The sequence below is a fragment of the Streptomyces sp. JLBJ103 genome (assembly GCF_058215575.1).
Map to the genome: position 1 here is coordinate 269971 of NZ_CM177089.1, position 20905 is coordinate 290875.

Here is a 20905-nt window from a genome sequence, read left to right on the forward strand (position 1 = left end):
CAGCCTGCCATGAGGCCCCGGCAGCGCAAGGGCACGGACGGCTGCCGGGCCGCGTCCGGTGCCGACGCCTGGCAACGGCTCATTCCCGGCGCGTTGGGCCACACCTTGGCCCAGCGCGCCGGGAACGGCGGCATCATCCCAGCGGCGCCCCCTCATCGCGGCGCGCCGCGCCCGCTCAGGTCCCCGGTGCGTTCTGCTGGAGGGCGCGGGCACGGGCGCGCTCGGGGTAGCGGGCGGTGAACATGGCGGGCAGGACAAACCCGGCCACCTGGACCGCCGTTGAGGCTGTATCACCTAGATCCTCGGCGTGGACCGCGACCAGGGCCGCGGCGGAGAGGGTGAAGGCGGTGGCCCAGGCGGCTGTGATCACCACGTTGATCCGGCGGAACAGCGGGGTGCTCCACACCTCTCGCGGCGCCTGGCGGCGGGCTATGCCCGTGGTGAAGGGCCGCCCCACGGCGACCGTCACCCATGCGGTGACGGCCAGCCAGCCCAGCGCGAGCGCTCCGCCATAGGACTCGAGGGCGCTGTGCGGACGGGCGAAGGCGAGCGCGGTCAGGCTCGCGAAGAAGACGACCGTGCTGCCCTCCAGCACCAGGGCGTCCGCCTCCACGCCCGATCTGCGCTGCTGCACCAGCAGCCCAGCCCCGATCATCAGGCCCGCCAGCGCACCCCACTGCCAGCCCAGTGAGGACACGACCGCGAAGGCGATCCACGGGATGAAGCCGCGCAGGTAGTTCATATCCGCTCCTCTGTGGGCCGTGCGGCCCTCTCGTCCCCTCGCGGCGACGTTCTCATTCCGACATGTCAAAAGTAGAAGGTCCCGCATTGACGTGTCAACAGTGGAAGGTAAAGTGGAGGTCATGAGTCTTCGCCATGCCGTACTGGGGCTACTGGCCGACCACCCGGCCAGCGGCTATGACCTGATGAAGCTGTTCGAGACCTCGCTGTCGAACGTGTGGGCGGCCACCCAGAGCCAGGTCTACGGGGAGCTGGGCAAACTCTCCGACGCGGGCCTGGTGGCGGTGACGGCCCAAGGCCCGCGCGGCCGCAAGGAGTACGCCATCACCGAGGACGGCAAGGCCGAGCTGCGGCGCTGGCTGACCGGCACACCACCCACCACGACCCGCCGCAGCGACACCCTGCTGCGCGTGTTCTTCCTCGGTCGGCTCACCCGGTTGGAGGCCGTCACCTACCTGGAGGCCGAGGCATCACGCGCCGCCGCGCGCCGCACCGCCTACCAGGAGATGGAGGAGTCCATCGACTGGGACGACGGCCCGCTGTCGGTCTACGGCCGGATCGTCCTGGAGTACGGCGCGCGACAGTCCGTCATGCACGAGGAGTGGGCCCGCTGGGCCGCCGAGCATGTCGGCGCCCTCGACGAGAGCGCGGATTCCCCGCCGCCCGGACCCGCGGCACCGGCCTAGGCCCTAGTCGAACGATCCCGAGGTGTTCGTCAACCGGCCATCGCCGCCCCGCCACGAAAGGCGACCTCACCGCGCGCCGGGCGCGACCCGCCATCTCGTCGACGACCTCGCCGTGGGCTGGACACTCGACGAGGTCCACGCTTTCGAGGAAGGCGATCTCCCCCGCCGTCTCTGGCGCATCACCCAGAAAACAGGAATCCGCCTGCCCCCGGCGGGAGCGGGAGCAGGCGGATCCGGCTGATGGTGTCCTCAGCGACCGCGTCCGGACCGTACGGGTGCGGTGGCCGAACTGGGCTTGTACGGGGAGACGCCCGCGTAACCGGCGCGGTAGCCGTGGCGGCGCAAGTCGTCGTAGCCGGCACGTCTGCCGCTGTGGAGGGTCGCGTCACACCGTGCCGTACCCCGGGCGCCGGTCACCGCTGTGCACAGCTTCCGGGTACCGGAGGCGTCGGTGAACCGGATGGTCTGACCGCGCAGCGGGGTGCCCTGTGCCGTGGTCAGGGTGGCGGACAGCCCCCTGACCTTCAGGTACGGGGGTGTCAGATGCCGTTGCACGGTGGCCGGGGCCGCTGTGAGACGGGTGGACTTGGTGTGTGTCGCGGTCGGGATGGCGAGTCCGACGGGCGTGTGCAGCCCGGTGATGGGGACCGTGGTCTGGGCGCCGCCGTCCGCGAGGACCTCCACCACCCGGTCGTTGCCGAAGTCGGCGATGAACAGGTTGCCGTGTGCGTCGAGGGCCAGCCCCTGCGGGCTGTTCAGCCCGGTCGTCGGGACGGTCCACTGAGAGCCACCGCGGGCAGGTAGCTTGATCACCCGGTTGTTGCCCGAGTCGGACACGTAGAGGTTTCCGGCCCGGTCGAACGCGAGCCCGGTGGGCTGGGAGAGGCCGATGAGGGGCACGGTGGTCTGGGGGCCGCCGTCGGCGGGCACCTCCACAACGCGGTCGTTGATGAAGTCGGCGACGAACAGGTCACCGTCGGCGTTGAGCGCCAGGCCGTCCGGGTGGAGCAGTCCGGTGGTCGGAACGGTGGTCTGGCCACTGCCGTTCGCGGGGACCTTCACCACCCGGTCGTTGAAGCTGTCCGAGATGAAGAGGTCGCCGCCGCGGTTGAGGTCCAGCCCGATCGGGCGGTTGAGGTCGGTGGTCGGAACAGTGGTCTGGCCACTGCCGTTCGCCGGGACCTCCACCACCCGGTTGTTGCCCGTATCGGAGATGAAGAGGTTGTTGTCGGTGTCGAGCGCGAGACCGGTGGGGCGGGTGAGGCCGGTGGCCGGAACGGTGGTCTGGCCGCTGCCATCGGTGGCCACCTTCAGAACGGTGTTGTCGGTGTACTCGGAGACGTAGAGGGGGACGGTACGCCGGCCGGAGGCGGGAGGCACGGCCGTGGCCATGGTCGCCGGTGCGATGCCTGCCGTACACAGCGCCAGAATTCCTGACAGCGCGGTCAGTCGGTGTCTTGTGGGGAAGCGGGTCATGACACACCCATCTGTTCTGGACGGACGATCGACCCTAGGAACCCGCGGCCCGCCCCCGTCCGCACCACGCCACCGGCCCACCCCGCATCCACCCCAACGGCAGGCGCGGGGCGTGTCCGGGCGGACGCACCCAGGACCGGGCAGGCGGGCTGAGTGGTTCAGCTCCCGCTGGTGATGTCGACGATGGCCGCGCGGAGCTGTTCGATGACCGCGGCGTTGGGGCAGACGTGGCCGTGGCCGTCGATGAACAGCCCCGCGGCTCCGGGGATGGTCTCGGCCAGTGCCCGGCCGTGCTCGGCGGGGATGATCGGGTCGTCCGCCCCATGGATGACCAGTGTCGGTACGGCCAACGCGCGCAACCTGGGCACAAGGTCGCCCACGGCCGCGGTGGCGGCGATGGCGAGCCGGCTGGCGTCCGGGTGCCAGGGGTCGGTCGCGCGGTCGTACTCCCGGGTGAGGATGGCCCGGCACCCTTCCAGGTCGTACTCGGTACGTCAGGCCAACGGCGCGTAGGCGCTGAAGCGGGCCTCGACGACTTGCGTGCCGCTCCCGCGAGGAGTTCAACGGTCGTGAGGGCAAAACCGCTCGGGAGACTCTCTTCGATTCCCACACCAGCACCCCTGTTCCGAAAGGCCCGGAGACGAAAGTCCTGTCTGCTCGAGGCGTTCTCCTCACACAACGTAGCCGGTCGACACCGAAGCGGAACCAAGAGCGAGGGTGGTGCGACGGAAGACGAGTAGCGATTACTCACTGCCGACCGAGGGCTCGCTGATCGGGCCGCCGCCTCCGACCGAGTAGAAATTACTCATCGGGCGGGGTCGGAGCGACGCGAAAGTTGCTGCGGGCAGGAGCCGAGGAGACCACGGGGGACGGCGTCCGGCACAGCGTTTTCTCCCACGGCATGGGCGTGCCGCCCCGCTCCTCCCCCGTCGTGACACCTCAAGGAAGCGATGTGCATGTCCACCACCCTCATGCCCGAATGTGCCGAGCGGCTCATCCGCGGCCGGCGCGCCACCCGGGCGTTCCTCCCGGACCCCGTCCCGGAGAAAACACTGCATGACATCTTCACGCTGGCCGGTGCGGCACCCTCCTCGTCCAATACCCAGCCCTGGCTTGGTCGAGGTGGTCAGCGGCGGTACCCGTGACCGGCTGAGCAAGGCCCTTCTCGCCGCGAAGGAGGAGAACGCGTTCACCTTCGACTACCCCTACAGCGACGACATGTACGCGGGCAACAGCACCCGGTGGCGCCAGGAGATGGGCGCGCGGATGTACAGCGCCATGGGCATCGCACGGGACGACCACGAGGGACGGCATGTCATCCTCCGCGACAACCTGCGGTTCTTCGGCGCCCCGCATGTGGCGCTGATGTTCATGCCGCCCAACGCGGAAGAGCGGATGGCCAATGACACCGGGCTGTACGCACAGACCCTGATGCTGGCCATGACCGCCCATGGCGTCGCCAGTTGTCCGCAGGGATCGTTGGGCTTCTTCTGCGACACCATCCGCGCCACGCTCGGCATCAGCGACAACAAGCTGATCTTCGGGATCTCGTTCGGCTACGCCGACGAGTCATCCCCCAGGAACCAGGACCGGATGCCCCGCGCGGAACTGGCGGAAACCACCCGCTTCCACAGCTAGCAGCACCCCGTGGGCCGACCCGAACACCCCGGACGGGCGGCGGCGCGCTGAGTGGTCCGCGCGGTCATCTCCACCGCGTCGTTCGGCCTGCTCGTGTACGCCCTGGTGGCGAGCGGTCGCGGGACGCCCCGGGGCGGGATCTGACCCGGCCGCGGACTTGCGGCGGCGCGGTGACATCACTCCCGCGCGGACCGCGCGGGTGAACCCGCCCCGCCGTCCCGGAAGATCCGGTCGAGGTGGGCTTCCAGAACCGCCGCGGCGGACCGCGCACAGCGCTGCCCGGCGAGGACGCTGGTGCCCAGTCCCGCGGACATCGCGAGCAGACTGACGGCTTCCAGCCGCGCGTCCACACCGGGCCGGGTCAGACCCGCCTCCTGGGCCTGCGCCAGCAGGCCGGTCACGCTGTCCTCGGCCGCGTCAGGGTTGCTCATGAAGGGCTGAGCGGCGAGCGCCTGGTCGGTCACGGCCAGGATGGTGTAGGACGTGTAGACGAGGTGGAAGACACGGCTCTCCTCGTCGGTCGGCAAGGACGCCATCAGCAGCGCCTCGACCGTCGCGCGCGGGCCAGGGCCGTCCCCGGCGGCACGGATCCGGGCGGCGACCCGCTCCTGGAACCTCGCGACCAGATACTCCAGTCCGTAGAAGAGCAACTTCTCCTTGGTCTGGAAGTAGTACTGCACCAGCCGCAGCGACACACCGGCCTCCGCCGCCACATCCCGCATCCCCACCGCATGCAGCCCGCGTCGCCCCGCAACCCGCAGAAGTGCCTCGGCGATCTCGGTACGCCGCTCCGCGTGGTCCACACGCTTCGGCATCGGCCGCTCTCCGCTCATCGGTTGTACTGACGTGCCCGCACCGGGCCGGAACACCGTCATGGTACAGCCGTACCACGTTGGTGATACGGTCGTACCACGAACAAGGGGATCACACCCGGAGGTGGCCACCCGTGCCCAGAACCACAACCCGCGACCGTGCCCGGCGCGATGTCGGGCGCTATGTGAACGACGACCTGCGCGAGCGCTACTTCGCCGCATGCGACGCCCTCTACGCCATGGGCGCGCCGGCCGTCGCGGAGATGGAGGTGGAGACCAGCTTCGGGACCACACACGTCTACCGGTACGGACCCGACAACCCCTCCGGCGACTCGCGCACCCCGGTCGTCATGGTGCACGGCGCCGGAAGCTGCTCCGCGATGTGGTATCCCAACACCCCCGCACTCAGCGCCGAACGCCCCGTCTACGCCATCGACACCCCCGGCGACCCTGGCCGCAGTGTGCAGCGCGAAGCCATCCACCAGCCCGAACGGGCCGCACAGTGGCTGGAGGAGACACTCGCCGGACTCGGCCTCGACCGCGTCCACCTCGTCGGCTCCTCCTACGGCGGATGGCTCGCCCTCAACCAGGCACACCGCAGCGCAGACCGCCTCGCCTCGGTCACCCTTCTCGACCCCGGCGGTCTCAAGAAGGTGGGACTGCGCTTCTTCGCATGGATCTTCGTCAGCCTCTTCGCGACCTTCGCGCCCAAGGCACTGCGCCCGCGCCTGGCGGCCTGGTTGGAACAGCCCGTCCTTGTCGTACCGCAGCTGCGCGCCATGATCCATCTGGGCGTTCGCTCCTATCGCATACGCCGCCCGGCACCGCTGCCCCTGACCGAGGACGAACTGGCCACCATCCGCACGCCCCTCTACCTGGTCCTCGGCAAGCGAAGCCTCCTGGTCCACCCGCAGCGGCAGGTCGAGCGCGTCCCGCGGGTGATCCCCGGAGCCCGGGCCGAAATCGTCTCCAACACCGGCCACGGACCGCAGATCGACCACGCGGAGGAAGTCAACCGCAGGATGCTGGAGTTCATGCACTCCACCGACTGACCACAGACCGGGTCAGTGGCGGGTCTCCCACCACAGAATGAGCAGAGTCACCGCGCCACTGCCGAGCCTGTGGGCCACGCCCCGCAGGAACTCGGCCGGGAGCGGGTCGAACGCCGTCTCCCTGCGCGTCCCGGCCCGGCGGACCGGATACTTCCTCCACCACTTCACGCTGCGTTTCGCCATGCGACGTTCCTCTCGTCCGTGGGCGTACGGGAACACGGCACGGAAACCCCGCCCCCCTCCGGGCCTGGGAGACGCAGTGCGGTGCGGGCTCCTGCCACGTGTTCGGGGAACGTAGCGCGAAGAGGGTGCTGTCCGTCCACCACGATGCCGTCCGTGGACCCCAAATCCTGGACTGCCGACGGCATTTCCGCCCGGATCTCACCGTGGGTGGCGGTCGACCCCACACGGGCTCCGCGGCCCGCGCCCTAGGGAACGATCGTGGCGTGCAGCCACGCGAAAATCGGAACATCGAGCGTGACGGCGCCGGTTCGGGCGGGCTGGTCACTCGATTCGCCGGACGGGCCCTGCCACTCCCCTGACCGGCCGGACAAGTCCTTGTGCGGAACCTAGGGAGGTTTGGTGGACTGGACGGCATGACACCACTCCCAGACCGCGTCCTGCGGGCGCTTGACCAGTTCAACGCCGCCCACCCCTGGGACCACAACGCCCACTACCACCGGTGGATCCTGCGGCAACTCCCTCGACGCCCCGGCAGTGCCCTGGATATCGGCTCCGGGAGTGGTGATCTGGCCAGACTCCTGGCCACGCGCGCCGCCACGGTGCGGGGAATCGACTCCGATCCGGCGATCACTGCCCGCGCCCGGGAGTTGACCGATCCGGCAACACCCGTCACGTTCACGGTCGCGGACGCGCTGACCGGGATCCCCGACGGCTCTTACGACATCATCACCTGCGTCGCCACGATCCACCATCTGCCCTTCACCGACGCGCTCACCGTCTTCCGCGGCCACCTGGCACCCGGCGGGATCCTGGCGGTGGTCGGGCTTGCCCGCCCGACAACTCCCGTCGACCATCTGCTCGGAGCCGCGGCCATCCCGCTCAACGCCGCCACGGGCTGGATCAAGAACAAGGGCCGCCACGCACCCCGGCCACCCTCGATGACCGCCCGGACCCGACCGGCGGATATGAGCTTCCCCGACATCGTCCGCCAGGCTCGTGACATCCTGCCCGGCGCCCGGCTCCGCCGTCGGCTGTTCTGGCGCTACACGCTCGTATGGCATCGGCCTGAGGCCGACCACGTGGAAGACGCAGCGGACACGGCGCGCTCCCCGGGCCCGTGAGCGGACCGGGGAGCGCGCCGCGCGAAGGTAGCGTCGTGGAGGAACGGGAGTGTGTGGGCGGACGGAGCCCGGGTTCCGCGGATTCCGGAGCGGGTCACGCGATGGCGAGGACCAGCAGGACGAACGCCGTGACGATGACACCGATGCGCACGTAGTGGAACCGGTCCCAACTGCCGAGCTGCTCCTTCCAGTCCGCCGGGAGGCTGTCCGTCGTCCACTGGGCGACGCGGGAGTTGATCGGGACCAGCAGGGCGATGGACATCAGCACGCTCAGCACGAGCAGGGCCGTGGCCGTGGCGACCAGTCCCGCCCCGGTCTCGCCCCAGGCCAGCACCGACCAGACCGCGCCCAGCACAACCGAGCCGATGTACCAGAAGGGCATTACCCTGCCCAGGATCCGGGCTCCGGCACTGCGGGCCACGAGGCCGCCGTTGTTCGGCAGCTGATTGAAGATCGGGTTGAGAAAGACCCCCACCGCGAACTCCACGCCCACCATGAGGCCGACGACCACAACCGTGACGACGGCGAGTGTGTTCTGCATGTCCCCTCCCGAGGCTCCCGGCGCAACTTCTAGCGCCGCTAGGTTCTGATGCGATGCTAGACCACGCATCGCTCGGATGTCTAGCGATGCTAGAATTCACCTATGTCGGTAAAGGAGCGCAAGGAGCGCGAGCGAGCACACCGCCACCAGCTGATCGTCGCGACAGCCCGCGAACTCGCCGAGTCCCAGGGCTGGGACGCGGTGACCACACGTCGGCTGTCGGAGCGCATCGAGTACAGCCAGCCCGTGCTGTACAGCCACTTCCGCGGCAAGCGCGAGATCGTCGGGGCCGTAGCCCTGGAGGGATTCACCGAACTGACCGTGGCCATGCGGCACGCGGTGGCCGACGGTCCGGCCGGGCGAGCGGCGGTGGCCGCGCTCGCGGGCGCGTACGTGGACTTCGCCGAGCGCAACCCCGCGCTCTACGACGCGATGTTCCTCCTCGACACCGGCCTCGCCTTCGCCGACGAGGCCACCCCCGCGCCACTGCGCGAGGCGTTCGGGACACTGCTGGACACCCTCGGCGATGTCGCGGGCGACACCGAACCCGCCCTGTTCGTCGAGGTGTTCTGGTCCGCCCTGCACGGCCTGGTCGCGCTCACCCGCTCGAGCCGGCTCCCCCGGGACGACGCCTCGCGCCGGCTCGACCTCCTGGTGGACCGATTCTCAGGCCGCTGAGAGCGGCCTGAGCGGCACCGGCGCCCGGCCTAGCCCGACTCCGGGCGCTCGGTCCGTGGGCGTTCAGCGCGAAAGCCAACGCCCGGCGCAGCCGGCCGGCGGGCCGTGCGGCGCCCGCGTTCCGGTCGGGCCGCGTAGGGGCGTCTGCGGGGTGGCCGGCACCGTCCCGGGCCCACGTGTCAGGGCCGGTCTCACGGGCACCCGGGGGCAGGACCGCGGCCGGAATCGAACCGGGAGAGGAGCTGGTGATGACGAGTCTTCCCACCGGGTACGCGCCCTCGTCCTACTGGATGGCATCGGCGCCGGGACCCTCCTACCCAGCCCTGGAGCCGGGCTGGGAGGGCAGCGCTCCTGATGTCGAGGTCGCCGTGGTCGGCGGGGGCATCGCGGGCATCTGCACGGCCTGGGAGCTGACCCGCACCGGACGCCGGGTGGCGCTGGTGGAGTCGGACCGGCTCGCCGCCGGGGCCACGGGCCACACCACAGCCAAGCTCTCCGCCCTCCAGGGACTGGCCTACCAGGACATCCGTGCCACCCGGGGCGAGGAAGCCGCCCGGCTCTACGCCACCTCGCAGACCGACGCCGTGGACCGGGTGCGGCAGGTGACCGCCGAGCTCGGAATCGACTGCGATCTGGAGGAGTGCCCCGCCTTTACCTATGCCGAAGGCAAGGAAACCCTGGAAAAGGTGAGCGCCGAGGCGGAGGCCGCATCGGCGGCCGGGCTGGACGCCTCATTCACGACCGGGACCGATCTGCCCTTCCCGGTGGCGGGGGCGGTGGAGGTGGCGGGGCAGGCGCAGTTCCACCCCCGGAAGTATCTGCTGGCCCTGGTGGAGGACCTGGTCGCGCGGGGAGGGCTGATCTTCGAGCACTCACGCGTGGTGAACCTCAGCGAGGGCCATCCGTGCCACCTCACCACCGACCGCGGAGCACGGTTGCGGGCCCGCGACGTGGTGGTGGCCACGGCCTACCCCATCTTCGACCGAGCCCTCCTCTTCCCTCGTCTGGAGGTGAAACGGGAGCTCGTCGTTGCCGCCGTGCTCCCGTCCGACCGCGCCCCGCGCGGGATGTATCTCACGCCGGAAGACGGCACCCGCTCGGTGCGCACCACGCCCTACCGGCAGGAACAGCGGTTGCTCATCGTCACCGGGGAGAAGTTCACCCCTGGCGTCGGTGACGTCGAGCGGCGCTACGAGCGCCTGATCGACTGGACACATGACCGCTTCCCCGGCGCCGAACCCGCCTTCCGCTGGGCGGCACAGGACAACTGGACCACTGATCATGTGCCCTATGTGGGCCCGCTGCACCCCGCCTCCCGCCATGCCTTCGTGGCCACGGGGTTCGCCGGGTGGGGTATGACCGGTGGCGTACTCACCGGCAGGCTGCTGGCCGCGCGGTTCACGGGACAGCCCGTCCCGTGGGAGCGGGTGTACGATCCGCGGCGGCTGAACCCGGTGCGCGAGGCCCCGGCGCTCTTGCGGGTCCAGGCCACCGCCGCGCGCCACTTCATCGGCGACCGGCTGTCCGGGGACGGCGCGGACGCGGTACGGGACATCCCGCCCGGTGGCGGGGCGGTCGTCCGGCTCGGTGGACGGCAGCGGGCGGTGTACCGCGATGAGCAGGGCACCTTGCACACGCTGACCGCCCGCTGCACCCACCTGGGCTGTCTGGTGCGGTTCAACGACGCCGAGCGGACCTGGGAATGCCCGTGCCACGGCTCGCGGTTCGCCGTTGACGGCAGTGTGCTTCAGGGCCCGGCGGTACGCCCGCTGAAGCGGCCCGAGGACCACGCCCCCGGGGCGCGCGACGCGGGAGGCAACGGTCAAGGTGCGAGATGAACCCCGATCCGCCCGCGCCGCGGATCTTCCCGCACGGGCTGATCGCCTCGCTGCCCGGCCGGCTCCCCGGCCCGATGGCGGTCGGTCACGGGCCCGTGCGGCGCAACTCGCGTTGACACTGATGTGATCCGGGATTTCCATGGAAGGGGTGCGACCCGAGCCTCACGCTCCGCGAGGGACGAGCAACGCAACGGATCACGACGGGAGGCGACCACCGATGAACGTCGGGAAGAAGATGGCCCACAAGGCTGAGGAACTCAAGGGCCAAGCCCAGAAGGTGTTCGGGCGGGCCACCGGGAACCGTAAGGTCGAAGCCGAGGGCCACGGCCACCAGGCCAAGGGCGGCGCCAAGCAGGTCGGAGAGAAGATCAAGGACATGTTCCGGCGTTGAGCGCGCGTTCCGCGGCGCCGAGCCCCGCAAGGCACCGATTCCGGCCGGAATGGCGAAGCTCGCGAAGGCGGAGGTCGGTGTGATGACATCTGGCGGCCATGAGCGGCCGTGCACACCCTGCTGGGTCAGCCTCACCACCCCGAGCCTCCGGAAGACGCGGGACTTCTACAGCGCCGTCCTCGGATGGAGCTGGCGCCCCGGCGAAGCGGCCGAGGATCTCTTGATCGCCCTGAGTGGCGGAGACCCCATGGCCAGTATCGGCGAACCGGGGTCCGGACTCCGTGCCGCCGCCCACTGGACACCCTTCTTCGCCACCAGCGGCGCGGATGACATCGCGGCGCGGATCCGTGAGCGCGGTGGAACGGTCGGGGTCGGTCCGTTGTCCTTCGGTACGGGCCGGATCGCACTGGCCTCGGACGCCCACGGGGCGGTCTTCGGCTTCTGGGAGGGATCGGTGTTCCCCGGCTGGCCAAGGGACCAGGACCGTGCACCCGCCTGGCTGGAGTTGCGCACCCGCGACACCTTCGCCGCCGCGCTGTTCTACGGCGAGATCTTCGGCTGGACCACGGAGGACAGCGCCTGCACGGTGGAGTACGAGGACGGGGAGGTGGTCGTGTGCGAGGCGGGCCGCAGGGCCGTGGCGATCCGCGGTGGCGCCGTCGAAACGGCGCCTGACCCGCAGGTGCGGCCCCGTTGGTGTGTGCACTTCCACGTGGCCGATGTGGATGCCGCCGTGGCCGCTGCCCGCGCGGCGGGCGGGTCCGTGGACGTGGCCCCGTCCGCATCCGCCTCCGGCACCAGGCGCGAGGCGGCTCTGCGCGACTCCGTCGGCGGCTGGTTCAACGTGACCACCGGGTGACTGAGGGAAGGGCGTCTCCTGGAGTGAGCCGGTCGGCCAGCCGTGCGAACTCCGCTGCCGGGTCGTCCTCGTAGGAGGCGAGATCGGCTGCACGCGCCTCGGTGAGAGTGCGGCCACTCATGCCTGGTTGGTGGACTCGGTGTCGATCTCGACGATCGGAGTCGTCATGCGGGGAGGGTGTCAGATGCCATCGCCACCCGGGCGGCCTGACCGCCGACGAGCGATGACATATCCATCATGACAGCTCAGAGGCGCTTTTCGTAGGGCGGATGGCACACCTCATCAGCCTTGTCGGGGCCTGTCCACGACTCCCAGAATCGCCGACATGGACAACACGGTGACGGTCGATCGCGACGACATCCTCAGGGCGCGGAACGTACTTCTGGCATCCGGACGACGTACGCCGCGCGAAGAAGCCGACGCCTACCGGATCCTCGCCCGGGTCAACCCCGCAGCCTATCTCCCCCGCCTGGTCAGCGCCCTGCACCAGCTGAGCTATGACCGCCTGTACGACACCCGGCTTCAAGAGCGCCTTGCGCTCCTCGAGGAGGCCGTGGCCGCCGCGCGGGCGATCGATCCCGCCGAGCCCGTACGCCCGGATGTGCTCTACCGGGCGCTGGATGCCTACCAGGGGCAGCTGTACATGCTGGGGCGACGTGCCGAAGGGCTGGCCGTGCGGGCGGAGATGGTGGCGGTCGGACGGGAACAGGCGGCGGCATCCGGCGATCGCGCGGTGAAGGGTCTGTCCGTCTGGGCCGCGGGTCTGTGTGAGGAGGGCCGTTACTCGGAGGCCGCGGACGCTCTGACGGAGTGGGTCGCGGCGCTCCGGCCCAAGGGTTCCAGGAGTGGCGCTTACGCCTGGTCGCTGCTGGAGTGGGTCGGAGCTCTCGATCCCGCCGGGCGGTCCGGGGAAGCGCTCGCCGCCTTCGAGGAACTGGTGAGGCTGGAAGCGGCCGACGCCGCGAACGACCGTGGGCCGATGGCCTGCCACCTCTATGCGCTGATCCGGTACGCGCACATGCTCGACATCCGTGGGCGGCGTGGTGAGGCCACTGTCGTTCGGCACGAGGCACTGGCGTTGCTCACGGAGCTGGCCGCTACCGGCGAGCGGAAGTCCTGGAGCGGATACCAGGCCACATTCTGGGCGGTCCTGCTCTCGCTGTCCGGCTCGGACAGCGAGCGGTCGGTGGCATCGTCCGAGCCGCGGCCACCCTTGGGTGCCACGCCCATGGACTGGGCCCCTGGCGTCAGGCAGCGCCATTTCCATGAATGTGACGACCTGACGGAGGAGTTGCGCGACCTCGAGGCGCGGGCCGCCGAGGATCCGTGGCGGCATCTGCCGGAGCTGATACGGCTGCACCGCGCCCTCACGATCCGTTCGGCCGTCTACTGGGAGAAGCGCACCCATCTCTTCGCGGACGAGGTGCGGCATCTGTTCGACGAAGGTGTGGATCTGGCCCGTCGGCTGTACGAGCACAACACGGGTGAGGGCGCTGCGATCCTGGCCACGGCCCTGACCGACCGATCAACGTTCCGAACCGCGTGCAAGGAGTTCGAGGCGGCCCTCGATGACTTCCGCCAGGCCCTGGAGGTCCTGGGAACTCCCGGAATCTCCTGAGGCTGCCAGGGTCGCCACCCGCGTCATCGGAGTCGGCTCGGGTCTGCGTCAGCGGGTTTCCGTCACCTTCGCCAGTGCGCGCGGCGCGTCCGGGTCCTGGCCGCGGGCGATGGTGATCTCGTAGGCCAGCAGCTGGAGCGGGATGATCTCCAGGATCGGCTGCACCTCCTCGGCCACATCGGCGGTCGGCAGGACGAAGCCCACTGACGCCTGCCGCACTTCGCGTTCACTGCCGATGACGACCAGATCGGCGCCCCGGCCGCGCAGCCGGTCCAGCACCGGCTGGAGTGCCACGCCGCCCTTCCCCTCGGGAACGATCGCGATGACCGGTGAGACGTTGTCCACCATCGCGAGCGGTCCGTGCAGGAGATCCGCGCCGGAGAAGGACAGCGCGGGGATGTAGCTGGTCTCCATCAGCTTCAGCGCGGCTTCCTTCGCGGTCGGGTAGCCGTAGCCGCGTGAGGTGAGCACCAGCCGCTCGGCGAAGCGGTAGCGCGCCGCCAGTGTCCTGACCTCCGGCTGTCGCGCGAGGATCCGCTCGGCCAGTTCCGGCAGCGCCTTGGCCGCGGAGCCGTCGCCGCCGCGCAGTCCCTCGACGAGCAGGAAGAGCGCGAGGAGTTCCGCGGTGTAGGTCTTGGTGGCGGGCAGTGCTCTCTCCGGTCCTGCCAGGACGTCGATATGGAACTCGGAGACGTCGGCGAGGGGGGAATCCGCGTTGTTGGTCACGGCCAGTGTGATCGCACCGGCCTCCCGTGCGGTGCGGGTGGAGGCCACCAGATCGGGCGAGCCGCCCGACTGGCTCACGGTGATGACCAGCACATCGGTCAGGTCCGGACGGGCCCCGTACGCGGTGGTGGTGGACATCGAGGTCAGTCCGGCGGGCTTGCCGAGCAGAACCTCGATCAGATACTTCGCGTAGAGCGCGGCGTTGTCGGAGGTGCCACGGGCGGTCAGCAGGACGAAGCGCGGATCGCGTGCGGCGATGGCGTCCGCGATCCGCCGGATCCTCGGAGCGCCCTCGTCCAGGATCCGCCGCAACACCTCGGGCTGCTGGGCCATTTCGCGGGTCATGATCCGGCCGGGCTGGGTGTCCGGCCGGAGCGGACGCGGGGTGGTCATGGGGTGGATCTCCCGGTGGTGTGGTTACGGCAGTGGTTACGGCATCTTCTGCTCACCCTCGCCGGACAGCACCGCCTGCACAGCCTGTCGTGCCTCTTCGGCGGTGTCGGCGGCGCGTGCTGCGGCGGCGGCGCGTTCGCACTGGGCGAGGGTGTGTTTGGCGAGGGTGGCGCGTACGTAGGGGAGGGATGCGGCGCCCATGGAGAGGCTGGTGACGCCCAGGCCGGTCAGGACGCAGGCCAGCAGCGGGTCGGCGGCTGCTTCGCCGCATACGCCGCAGCTCTTGCCTTCGGCCCTGGCGGCTTCGGCGGATGCCGCGACCAGGTCCAGGAGTGCGGGCTGCCAGGGGTCCTGGAGCCGGGAGACGGCGCCGACCTGGCGGTCGGCGGCGAAGGTGTACTGCGCGAGATCGTTGGTGCCCAGCGAGAGGAACTCGACCTCCTGGAGGATCGAGCGTGCTCGCAGGGCGGCGGAGGGGATCTCCACCATCGCGCCGAACTTGGCCTGAAGGCCCGCCTGGCGGCAGGCGTCGGCGAATGCCTTCGCGTCGGTCCGGTCGGCCACCATCGGGGCCATCACCTCGAGATAGACCGGCAGTCCCTCGGCCGCCTTGGCCAGTGCCGTCAGCTGGGTGCGCAGCACATCCGGGTGGTCCAGCAGGGTGCGCAGACCGCGTACGCCCAGTGCCGGGTTGGGCTCTTCGGCGGGGGTGAGGAAGTCCAGCGGCTTGTCCGCGCCCGCGTCCAGCACCCGTACCACCACACGGCCCTCGGGGAACGCCTCCAGTACCTGCCGGTACGCCTCGGTCTGCTTCTCCTCCGACGGCGCCTTGGCGCTGTCGTCCAGGAACAGGAACTCGGTACGGAACAGCCCCACCCCCTCCGCACCCGCCTCGACCGCCGCCGGCACATCCGCCGGACCCCCCACATTCGCCAGCAACGGCACCTTGTGGCCGTCGGACGTCGCGCCCGGACCGGACACCGTCGCGAGTGCCGCCGTGCGCTTGGCCGCGGCCCGCTCGAGCTCGGCGCGCTCGTCCGCGCTCGGTCCGAGGACGACCTCACCGGTGCTCCCGTCCACGGCGACAACAACGCCGTCGGCGAGCCCGGCCGCGTCCGGCAGCGCGACCACGGCCGGAACTCCCAGGGCGCGGGCGAGGATCGCGCTGTGGCTGGTCGGCCCGCCCTCCTCGGTGACGAAGCCCAGGACCAGCGTCGGGTCGAGCAGCGCGGTGTCCGCCGGTGCCAGATCACGGGCGATCAGCACATACGGCTCATCGCTGTCCGGCACCCCCGGCATCGGCACACCCAGCAACCGCGCCACGATCCGATTCCGTACGTCATCCAGGTCGGCCACCCGGCCCGCCAGATACTCACCGGCGGCCGCGAGGAGCGCGCGGTAGGCGGCGAAGGAGTCGTACACGGCGCGCTCGGCCGTGCTTCCGGCGACGATCCGGCGGTCGACGTCGGCCAGCAGTTCCGGGTCCCGCGCCATCATGGCCTGCGCCTCGAGGACCGCCCGAGCCTCGCCACCGGCGAGGTGGCCACGAGTGACGAGGTCGGCGGCCACCGCCTCCACCGCCTGCCGCGCCCGGCCCTGCTCGCGAGGCGCCTCCCCTTCGGTTATCCGCTCGGCCGGCGGTTCCAGCACCGCGGTGCCCATGCGGCGTACCTCGCCGATCGCCACTCCGTGGCTCACACCGACGCCTCGCAGCGTTGTTCCCATCTCACCTGTCTCCGGTCGTGCGGCGTCCGCGCCGCGGGTCTGGTTGTCCTGCGCGCCGCCGTGCTGACGGCAGCGGCGTCACGTCCAGAGGAAGAGACCGTCGCCGGGCTTCACCTCACCATCGGCACGGACATCGGAAAGGGAGTCGGCCTCGATCGCCACGACCGGGGACATCGGTGACTTGCCCGCGGCCTCGACGGCGGCGGGGTCCCAGCGCACCACACCCTGGCCGCGGATCACCGTGTCGCCCTTGCCGACCAGGAGCTCGAAGCCCGCGCCGCCCAACTGCACGGTGTCGATGCCGAGATGGGTGAGCACACCGTGTCCTTCGTCGTCGACCACGACGAAGGCGTGGTGGTGCAGGGACAGCACAACGCCAGCCAGGGGCGCGACCGCCTCCTGCGGCTCCCTGACCGGATCGATGGCGGTGCCCGGACCGACCATCGCCGCCGAGAAGACGGGGTCCGGCACTGCCGCCAAGCCGACGGCCCGCCCGGCAAGCGGTGACGTCACACGGGTCACGATGGCCCTCCTGAACAACGCGGCAAGCGCCCGTTGCCTGATCCATGGGGGTGCTGAGCGGCGCATGAGGTGCGCCGCTCAGTGGTGTAGACCAGTTGTAGCACGGAGGCCGCCGCCCGCGGAACCTCGTGCGTGACGTTCTGCACCCACCCCAAGCAATGCCTTGTTCGGCAGCGGCATCTGGCCCCGGTCCTCGCCGAGACCGGTAAGTACGAGCGGGGCGTGCTGCGAAATCCCGTTGCCCGCCGGAGCAGCCGCAGACAATCCTTCTGGAATGGACCTTCCACCGCAGGTGATCGAGCTGGGCGACCTGACACCGCGCAGCTTCAACGGCGAGGCGGACCTTCCGGAGCTCTTCCGGGTCATCGAGGAGTCGCTGGAGCACCTGCGCCCATGGGTGCGCTGGATCCCTGAGCACAGCCTGGCCAGGACGGCCACCTTTCTGGCCCGCCGCGCCCAGCGCTGGGCGGACGGGGACGATTTCTCCTACGCGATCGTGCTCGACGGGGCGATCGTCGGCGTCTGCGGGCTGTTCCGGCACGATGACACTCCGGCCAACAGCTACGAGCTCGGCTACTGGCTGCACCCCGCCGCCACCGGACGCGGTGTGGCCACCCGGACCGCCCGCGCCGTGGTCGAACAGGCCTTCCGCCTCCCCGGTATCGACTTTGTCGAGATCGTCCACGACCCGGCCAAAGTCGCAAGTGGCGCCATTCCGGCCCGACTTGGCTTCGTCGAACACAGCCGTCGCCCAGCCGAGCGCCTCGCTCCGGCCGAGACCGGCGAGGATCAGATCTGGCGGCTCACCCGCCGTCAGGCGAAGGCCACCCTGGCCTCCGACGAGGCACCATGATGGCCCGAGCGGGACAACGGAGAAAGGCCACACCACGATGATCACTTCCCTGCCGGATTTCGAGCAGGTCTTCATCCACGCCTGGCCGGACGACCCGCAGGAGCAGATCCCCTCGCTGCTGTCCGTGGTGTACGAGCCGACGGCGACCGGGCGGCGGTGGCTGCTGTGGGCCGGGCCACCGGTCTTCCGGGAGTTCGTCCCCTTCGACGACGTCGCGCATGTGAGGGAGTTCGCCCAGGCCCTGCTGGACCTTCCGGTGACGGCCGAGCCGTACGAGCGGGACGTGGACCTCGCGGAGGAGGAGACGGAGGCGGAGGCGGCCCACGGGCTGTGTACCGCCACCCTGACCGTCGGCCGGGACGCCGCCCGCGGATACCGCCCCTACCTCGCCTACCAGTCGTACTACGTGTTCCCCGACCGCCCCGATCTCAACGCCCTGGGGGTGGATGTCTGCTGCGACGACGCTGACGTCGGCCGTCTGCACTCCGAAGCCAGGGCGCTGCTCGCGGCGCTGGACGGGGCCTGAGGTGCGCGGCGGGTTCGGGTGTTGCGCTGTGACAGAAACCCTCAGTCCTTGCGGCCCGTCACGGCCACACCGAGCCCAAGACCGATCATGGTGAGCCCACCGGCGCCGCCCACCATCGACAGCCGCCGCGGGGAGCGAGCGAACCAATCCCGTGTGGTGCCCGCCACCAGTCCCCATACGCTGTCGCAGACCAGCGCGATGAGGTTGAAAACCAGGCCGAGCAGCAGCATCTGCGCGGCCACATCGCCCTCGCCGCGGTCGACGAACTGCGGAAGAACAGCGGCGAAGAAAATGATGGTCTTGGGGTTGGTGACGCCGACCGCGAATCCCTCCCAGAAGGTGCGCCGACTTCCCTGGGCGGCACCATCGGATGACCGGAAAGCCGAGAGCATCGACTTCCGCTGCCGCACCGCCTTGATCCCCAAATAGATCAAATAGGCGGCGCCGCACAGTTTGAGCGCGGTGAAAACGATGACCGACTCCTCGACCACCGTTCCCACACCAAGCGCCACGGCTATCACCAGCACATACGCCCCCACTGTGTTCCCGGCGACCGTGGTGAGCGCGGCACGGCGGCCCTGCGCCAATGCCCGTCCGATCACAAAGAGGACACTGGGCCCGGGAACAATGATGAGCAGAAATGATGCGGCCGCGAAAACAGCCAGACGATCAGGAGATACCATACGGCGATCGTAGTGAGGGTATCGGCCGGCCCCAACCCATTATTCCGGGATCAGAACACGACGGACGGCAAGACCTTCCGCTACGGATGATTGCTTCTGAAGCGATGAGAAATGTCGCTCACGATTCCACGACATGCGCGAACTCCCCGGCCTCCTCTGCCGACGGTGACCACCCGGCCGGGGTCGCAGGCCCCGGCCGGGTGGGCGAACGCGGAAGCAAAAGCTAATCGGCCGCCGTGGCTTCGGTGGCGCAGGAGGGGTGGCCCCAGCCGTCGGAGTTCTTCATGATCGTCTCGCCCTTGCCGTAGGGCGTACCGCAGCGGCACCGGCCGGGGAACTTCGCCTTGACGGATGCCTTCGAGCGGGCGCCGCTCCCCCGCTGTGCCGCTGTCGTGCGCGGGCGCGCGGCGCCGGTGCGCCCCGAGCGCGACGCCGACGGGGCCTCCGGCGGCGGCAGGGCGGATCCGAGGGAGGTGCCCGCGGGCTGCTGGGTGCGGGCCGTGTGGCTGGCCGCCTGGTCCGCGGCCGCGTTGAACGGGTCGCCGTCGACCTGGTGTGCGGGCACGTAGACGAACTCCACCGACCGGCCGTCCAGGAGTTCGTCGATCCGCATCACGAGCTCTCGGTTGGCCACCGGTGAGCCCGAGGCGGTCTTCCATCCCTTCCTGCGCCATCCGGGCAGCCAGGTGGTGACCGCCTTCATCGCGTACTGGGAATCCATCCGCACTTGCAGGGGCTGGTCCGCGTCGGTGGTCTCCAACAGCCTCTGCAAGGCGGTCAGTTCGGCCACGTTGTTGGTGGCGGTGCCGAGTGGCCCCGCCTCCCAGCGCGCCACCGAGCCGTCACTGTCCGCGATGACCCATGCCCAGGCCGCGGGCCCGGGGTTTCCCTTCGATGCCCCGTCACACGCGGCGATGATCTGTTCAGCCATACGCCGATACTGCCAGCACCCGGCCCCGTGTGGCGCCACACCTCCGCCCCGACGCCGTACGGGTGCGGCGCCGGGCGCGCCCGCGTCAGACCAGGAGGGCACGGACAGCGGGCCGGCCAACGGCCCGTTGGAGTATGCGCCGCTCTTGACCGCGGCGGGGGCCACCCCCATAGTTACCCACTGGTAAGGCGGACGTGCGGCGGTATGTGGCGCGGACCGGCACACCGCGGACCCCACAGAACGGGAAGGTGGACGGTGACGGACGACGCCCGAGCTGCGCTCGGCCAGCTCCGCGAGGCGAGCCACTTCGAGTGGTATGTGATACCGCTGCTCCTGGTTGTCCTGTACGTGTACGCGGTCGAGGTGGAACGCAAGAACTGGAACGTGCTGTTCGCCGGTCTCGCCCTGTGGGGCATGGACTGGTTCAACGAGATCTGGAACTCACTGGTCTTCCACTTCACCGACCGCGCCCCCATGTGGGGAGCCCGCGGGGAAACCGCGTATCAGATCCTCATCGGCCTCAACATCGAGATCTGCCTCATGTTCGCCATCATGGGCGTGGTGGCGGCCAAGTTTCTGCCACCCCGAGAGGTGCGCATCCTGGGCATGCCCAATCGCCCGGTCCTGATCGCGGTGAACTCCGCCGCGGCGGTGGGTGTCGAGGTCCTGCTGAACCGGGCGGGCGTCCTGACCTGGGACTGGTCCTGGTGGCAGGCGAGCTTTCCGCTGTTCGTGTTCCTCCTGGGCTATGTGCCCTTCTTCATCGCCTGCTTCGCCGTCCACGACATGCGCACGGTGCGCGGCAAGGCCATCGCGGTCACGGCCATCCTCGGTGTGGACGCGGTCGCGCTGACCGTGTTCGGGGCGCTCGGCTGGCTGTGAGTTCGTCCCCGGCGGCGGCACCCACGGCTG

Annotated in this window: 25 protein-coding genes and 1 pseudogene; 13 read left to right on the plus strand and 13 right to left on the minus strand. The window is 70.1% G+C overall.

Translation table 11 applies throughout. The features are described from left to right. Positions 1-175: 175 nt before the first annotated feature. Positions 176-742 carry a hypothetical protein gene (locus AC4BEG_RS01050; protein ID WP_490703998.1) on the minus strand — a complete coding sequence of 189 codons (567 nt, stop codon included), beginning with the start codon at positions 740-742 and terminating at the stop codon, positions 176-178. A 121-nt stretch (positions 743-863) separates the two neighbouring features. On the opposite strand from AC4BEG_RS01050, the gene AC4BEG_RS01055 reads away from it, so the two are divergent. After that, positions 864-1427, plus strand: a complete 564-nt coding sequence (locus tag AC4BEG_RS01055) for a PadR family transcriptional regulator (RefSeq protein ID WP_490703999.1) — start codon at positions 864-866, stop codon at positions 1425-1427. Positions 1428-1676: 249 nt separating this feature from the next. On the opposite strand, the gene AC4BEG_RS01060 is transcribed toward AC4BEG_RS01055, so the two are convergent. Together AC4BEG_RS01060 and AC4BEG_RS01065 are read right to left on the minus strand one after the other, a co-directional pair. After that, complete coding sequence (locus AC4BEG_RS01060) at positions 1677-2903, minus strand: NHL repeat-containing protein (RefSeq protein ID WP_490704000.1); 1227 nt, start codon at positions 2901-2903, stop codon at positions 1677-1679. Positions 2904-3061: 158 nt separating this feature from the next. Continuing rightward, complete coding sequence (locus AC4BEG_RS01065) at positions 3062-3283, minus strand: alpha/beta fold hydrolase (protein ID WP_490704001.1); 222 nt, start codon at positions 3281-3283, stop codon at positions 3062-3064. A 576-nt stretch (positions 3284-3859) separates the two neighbouring features. On the opposite strand from AC4BEG_RS01065, the gene AC4BEG_RS01070 reads away from it, so the two are divergent. Then, on the plus strand, positions 3860-4048 hold the full coding sequence (locus AC4BEG_RS01070) for a nitroreductase family protein (protein ID WP_490704002.1): 189 nt from the start codon (positions 3860-3862) through the stop codon (positions 4046-4048). Next, entirely contained in the window at positions 4026-4541 is a 516-nt protein-coding gene (locus AC4BEG_RS01075) for a nitroreductase family protein (protein WP_490707327.1), read from the plus strand. Before AC4BEG_RS01070 ends, AC4BEG_RS01075 begins: the two co-directional genes overlap by 23 nt. Before the next feature lie 176 nt (positions 4542-4717). On the opposite strand, the gene AC4BEG_RS01080 is transcribed toward AC4BEG_RS01075, so the two are convergent. Beyond that, positions 4718-5356 (minus strand): TetR/AcrR family transcriptional regulator, encoded by a 639-nt coding sequence (locus AC4BEG_RS01080; protein ID WP_490704003.1) that lies wholly within the window; start codon positions 5354-5356, stop codon positions 4718-4720. Positions 5357-5487: 131 nt separating this feature from the next. On the opposite strand from AC4BEG_RS01080, the gene AC4BEG_RS01085 reads away from it, so the two are divergent. Next, entirely contained in the window at positions 5488-6405 is a 918-nt protein-coding gene (locus AC4BEG_RS01085; RefSeq protein ID WP_490704004.1) for an alpha/beta fold hydrolase, read from the plus strand. 12 nt (positions 6406-6417) lie between these two features. On the opposite strand, the gene AC4BEG_RS01090 is transcribed toward AC4BEG_RS01085, so the two are convergent. Next, complete coding sequence (locus AC4BEG_RS01090) at positions 6418-6588, minus strand: hypothetical protein (RefSeq protein WP_490704005.1); 171 nt, start codon at positions 6586-6588, stop codon at positions 6418-6420. A gap of 106 nt (positions 6589-6694) precedes the next feature. Beyond that, positions 6695-6794 (minus strand): annotated as a pseudogene (locus AC4BEG_RS01095) (DUF2662 domain-containing protein); the annotation flags it as partial. Positions 6795-7001: 207 nt separating this feature from the next. On the opposite strand from AC4BEG_RS01095, the gene AC4BEG_RS01100 reads away from it, so the two are divergent. Further along, positions 7002-7709, plus strand: coding sequence for a class I SAM-dependent methyltransferase (locus tag AC4BEG_RS01100; protein ID WP_490704006.1), 708 nt, complete (start codon positions 7002-7004; stop codon positions 7707-7709). A gap of 94 nt (positions 7710-7803) precedes the next feature. Here AC4BEG_RS01100 and AC4BEG_RS01105 read toward each other — a convergent pair whose 3' ends face one another. Beyond that, entirely contained in the window at positions 7804-8250 is a 447-nt protein-coding gene (locus AC4BEG_RS01105; protein ID WP_490704007.1) for an anthrone oxygenase family protein, read from the minus strand. A 102-nt stretch (positions 8251-8352) separates the two neighbouring features. Here AC4BEG_RS01105 and AC4BEG_RS01110 point away from each other — a divergent pair, with 102 nt between their 5' ends. The 4 genes from AC4BEG_RS01110 (at position 8353) to AC4BEG_RS01125 (ending at position 12016) form a co-directional block, all read left to right on the plus strand. Continuing rightward, complete coding sequence (locus AC4BEG_RS01110) at positions 8353-8928, plus strand: TetR/AcrR family transcriptional regulator (RefSeq protein WP_490704008.1); 576 nt, start codon at positions 8353-8355, stop codon at positions 8926-8928. 248 nt (positions 8929-9176) lie between these two features. Beyond that, a complete protein-coding gene (locus AC4BEG_RS01115; protein ID WP_490704009.1) occupies positions 9177-10766 on the plus strand; it encodes an FAD-dependent oxidoreductase in 1590 nt (529 codons plus the stop codon). Positions 10767-10983: 217 nt separating this feature from the next. Continuing rightward, positions 10984-11157, plus strand: coding sequence for a CsbD family protein (locus tag AC4BEG_RS01120; protein ID WP_490704010.1), 174 nt, complete (start codon positions 10984-10986; stop codon positions 11155-11157). A 49-nt stretch (positions 11158-11206) separates the two neighbouring features. Next, entirely contained in the window at positions 11207-12016 is an 810-nt protein-coding gene (locus AC4BEG_RS01125; RefSeq protein WP_490704011.1) for a VOC family protein, read from the plus strand. Here AC4BEG_RS01125 and AC4BEG_RS01130 read toward each other — a convergent pair. Then, positions 11997-12137 carry a hypothetical protein gene (locus tag AC4BEG_RS01130; RefSeq protein ID WP_490704012.1) on the minus strand — a complete coding sequence of 47 codons (141 nt, stop codon included), beginning with the start codon at positions 12135-12137 and terminating at the stop codon, positions 11997-11999. The two genes, AC4BEG_RS01125 and AC4BEG_RS01130, sit on opposite strands and share 20 nt — an antisense overlap. A 204-nt stretch (positions 12138-12341) precedes the next feature. Between AC4BEG_RS01130 and AC4BEG_RS01135 the strand changes: the two genes are divergently transcribed. After that, a complete protein-coding gene (locus AC4BEG_RS01135) occupies positions 12342-13634 on the plus strand; it encodes a hypothetical protein (RefSeq protein ID WP_490704013.1) in 1293 nt (430 codons plus the stop codon). 48 nt (positions 13635-13682) lie between these two features. Here AC4BEG_RS01135 and AC4BEG_RS01140 read toward each other — a convergent pair whose 3' ends face one another. The 3 genes from AC4BEG_RS01140 to AC4BEG_RS01150 all read right to left on the minus strand — a co-directional run bounded on the left by AC4BEG_RS01140 (position 13683) and on the right by AC4BEG_RS01150 (position 17000). Beyond that, complete coding sequence (locus tag AC4BEG_RS01140; protein ID WP_490704014.1) at positions 13683-14753, minus strand: SIS domain-containing protein; 1071 nt, start codon at positions 14751-14753, stop codon at positions 13683-13685. Positions 14754-14789: 36 nt separating this feature from the next. Next, positions 14790-16478, minus strand: coding sequence for a phosphoenolpyruvate--protein phosphotransferase (gene ptsP, locus AC4BEG_RS01145; protein ID WP_490704015.1), 1689 nt, complete (start codon positions 16476-16478; stop codon positions 14790-14792). Positions 16479-16556: 78 nt separating this feature from the next. Beyond that, entirely contained in the window at positions 16557-17000 is a 444-nt protein-coding gene (locus AC4BEG_RS01150; protein ID WP_490704016.1) for a PTS sugar transporter subunit IIA, read from the minus strand. A gap of 274 nt (positions 17001-17274) precedes the next feature. On the opposite strand from AC4BEG_RS01150, the gene AC4BEG_RS01155 reads away from it, so the two are divergent. Further along, entirely contained in the window at positions 17275-17853 is a 579-nt protein-coding gene (locus AC4BEG_RS01155; RefSeq protein WP_490704017.1) for a GNAT family N-acetyltransferase, read from the plus strand. Between the two features lie 37 nt (positions 17854-17890). After that, positions 17891-18379, plus strand: a complete 489-nt coding sequence (locus AC4BEG_RS01160; protein WP_490704018.1) for a hypothetical protein — start codon at positions 17891-17893, stop codon at positions 18377-18379. 41 nt (positions 18380-18420) lie between these two features. Here AC4BEG_RS01160 and AC4BEG_RS01165 read toward each other — a convergent pair whose 3' ends face one another. Both AC4BEG_RS01165 and AC4BEG_RS01170 read right to left on the minus strand, forming a co-directional pair. Next, the gene (locus AC4BEG_RS01165; protein WP_490704019.1) at positions 18421-19062 is read right to left on the minus strand and encodes a LysE family translocator; all 642 of its coding nucleotides are present in this window, start codon (positions 19060-19062) and stop codon (positions 18421-18423) included. 223 nt (positions 19063-19285) lie between these two features. Then, the gene (locus tag AC4BEG_RS01170; protein ID WP_490704020.1) at positions 19286-19993 is read right to left on the minus strand and encodes a ribonuclease H family protein; all 708 of its coding nucleotides are present in this window, start codon (positions 19991-19993) and stop codon (positions 19286-19288) included. A 255-nt stretch (positions 19994-20248) separates the two neighbouring features. Here AC4BEG_RS01170 and AC4BEG_RS01175 point away from each other — a divergent pair, with 255 nt between their 5' ends. Further along, positions 20249-20875, plus strand: coding sequence for a hypothetical protein (locus tag AC4BEG_RS01175; protein WP_490704021.1), 627 nt, complete (start codon positions 20249-20251; stop codon positions 20873-20875). Positions 20876-20905: the final 30 nt, after the last annotated feature.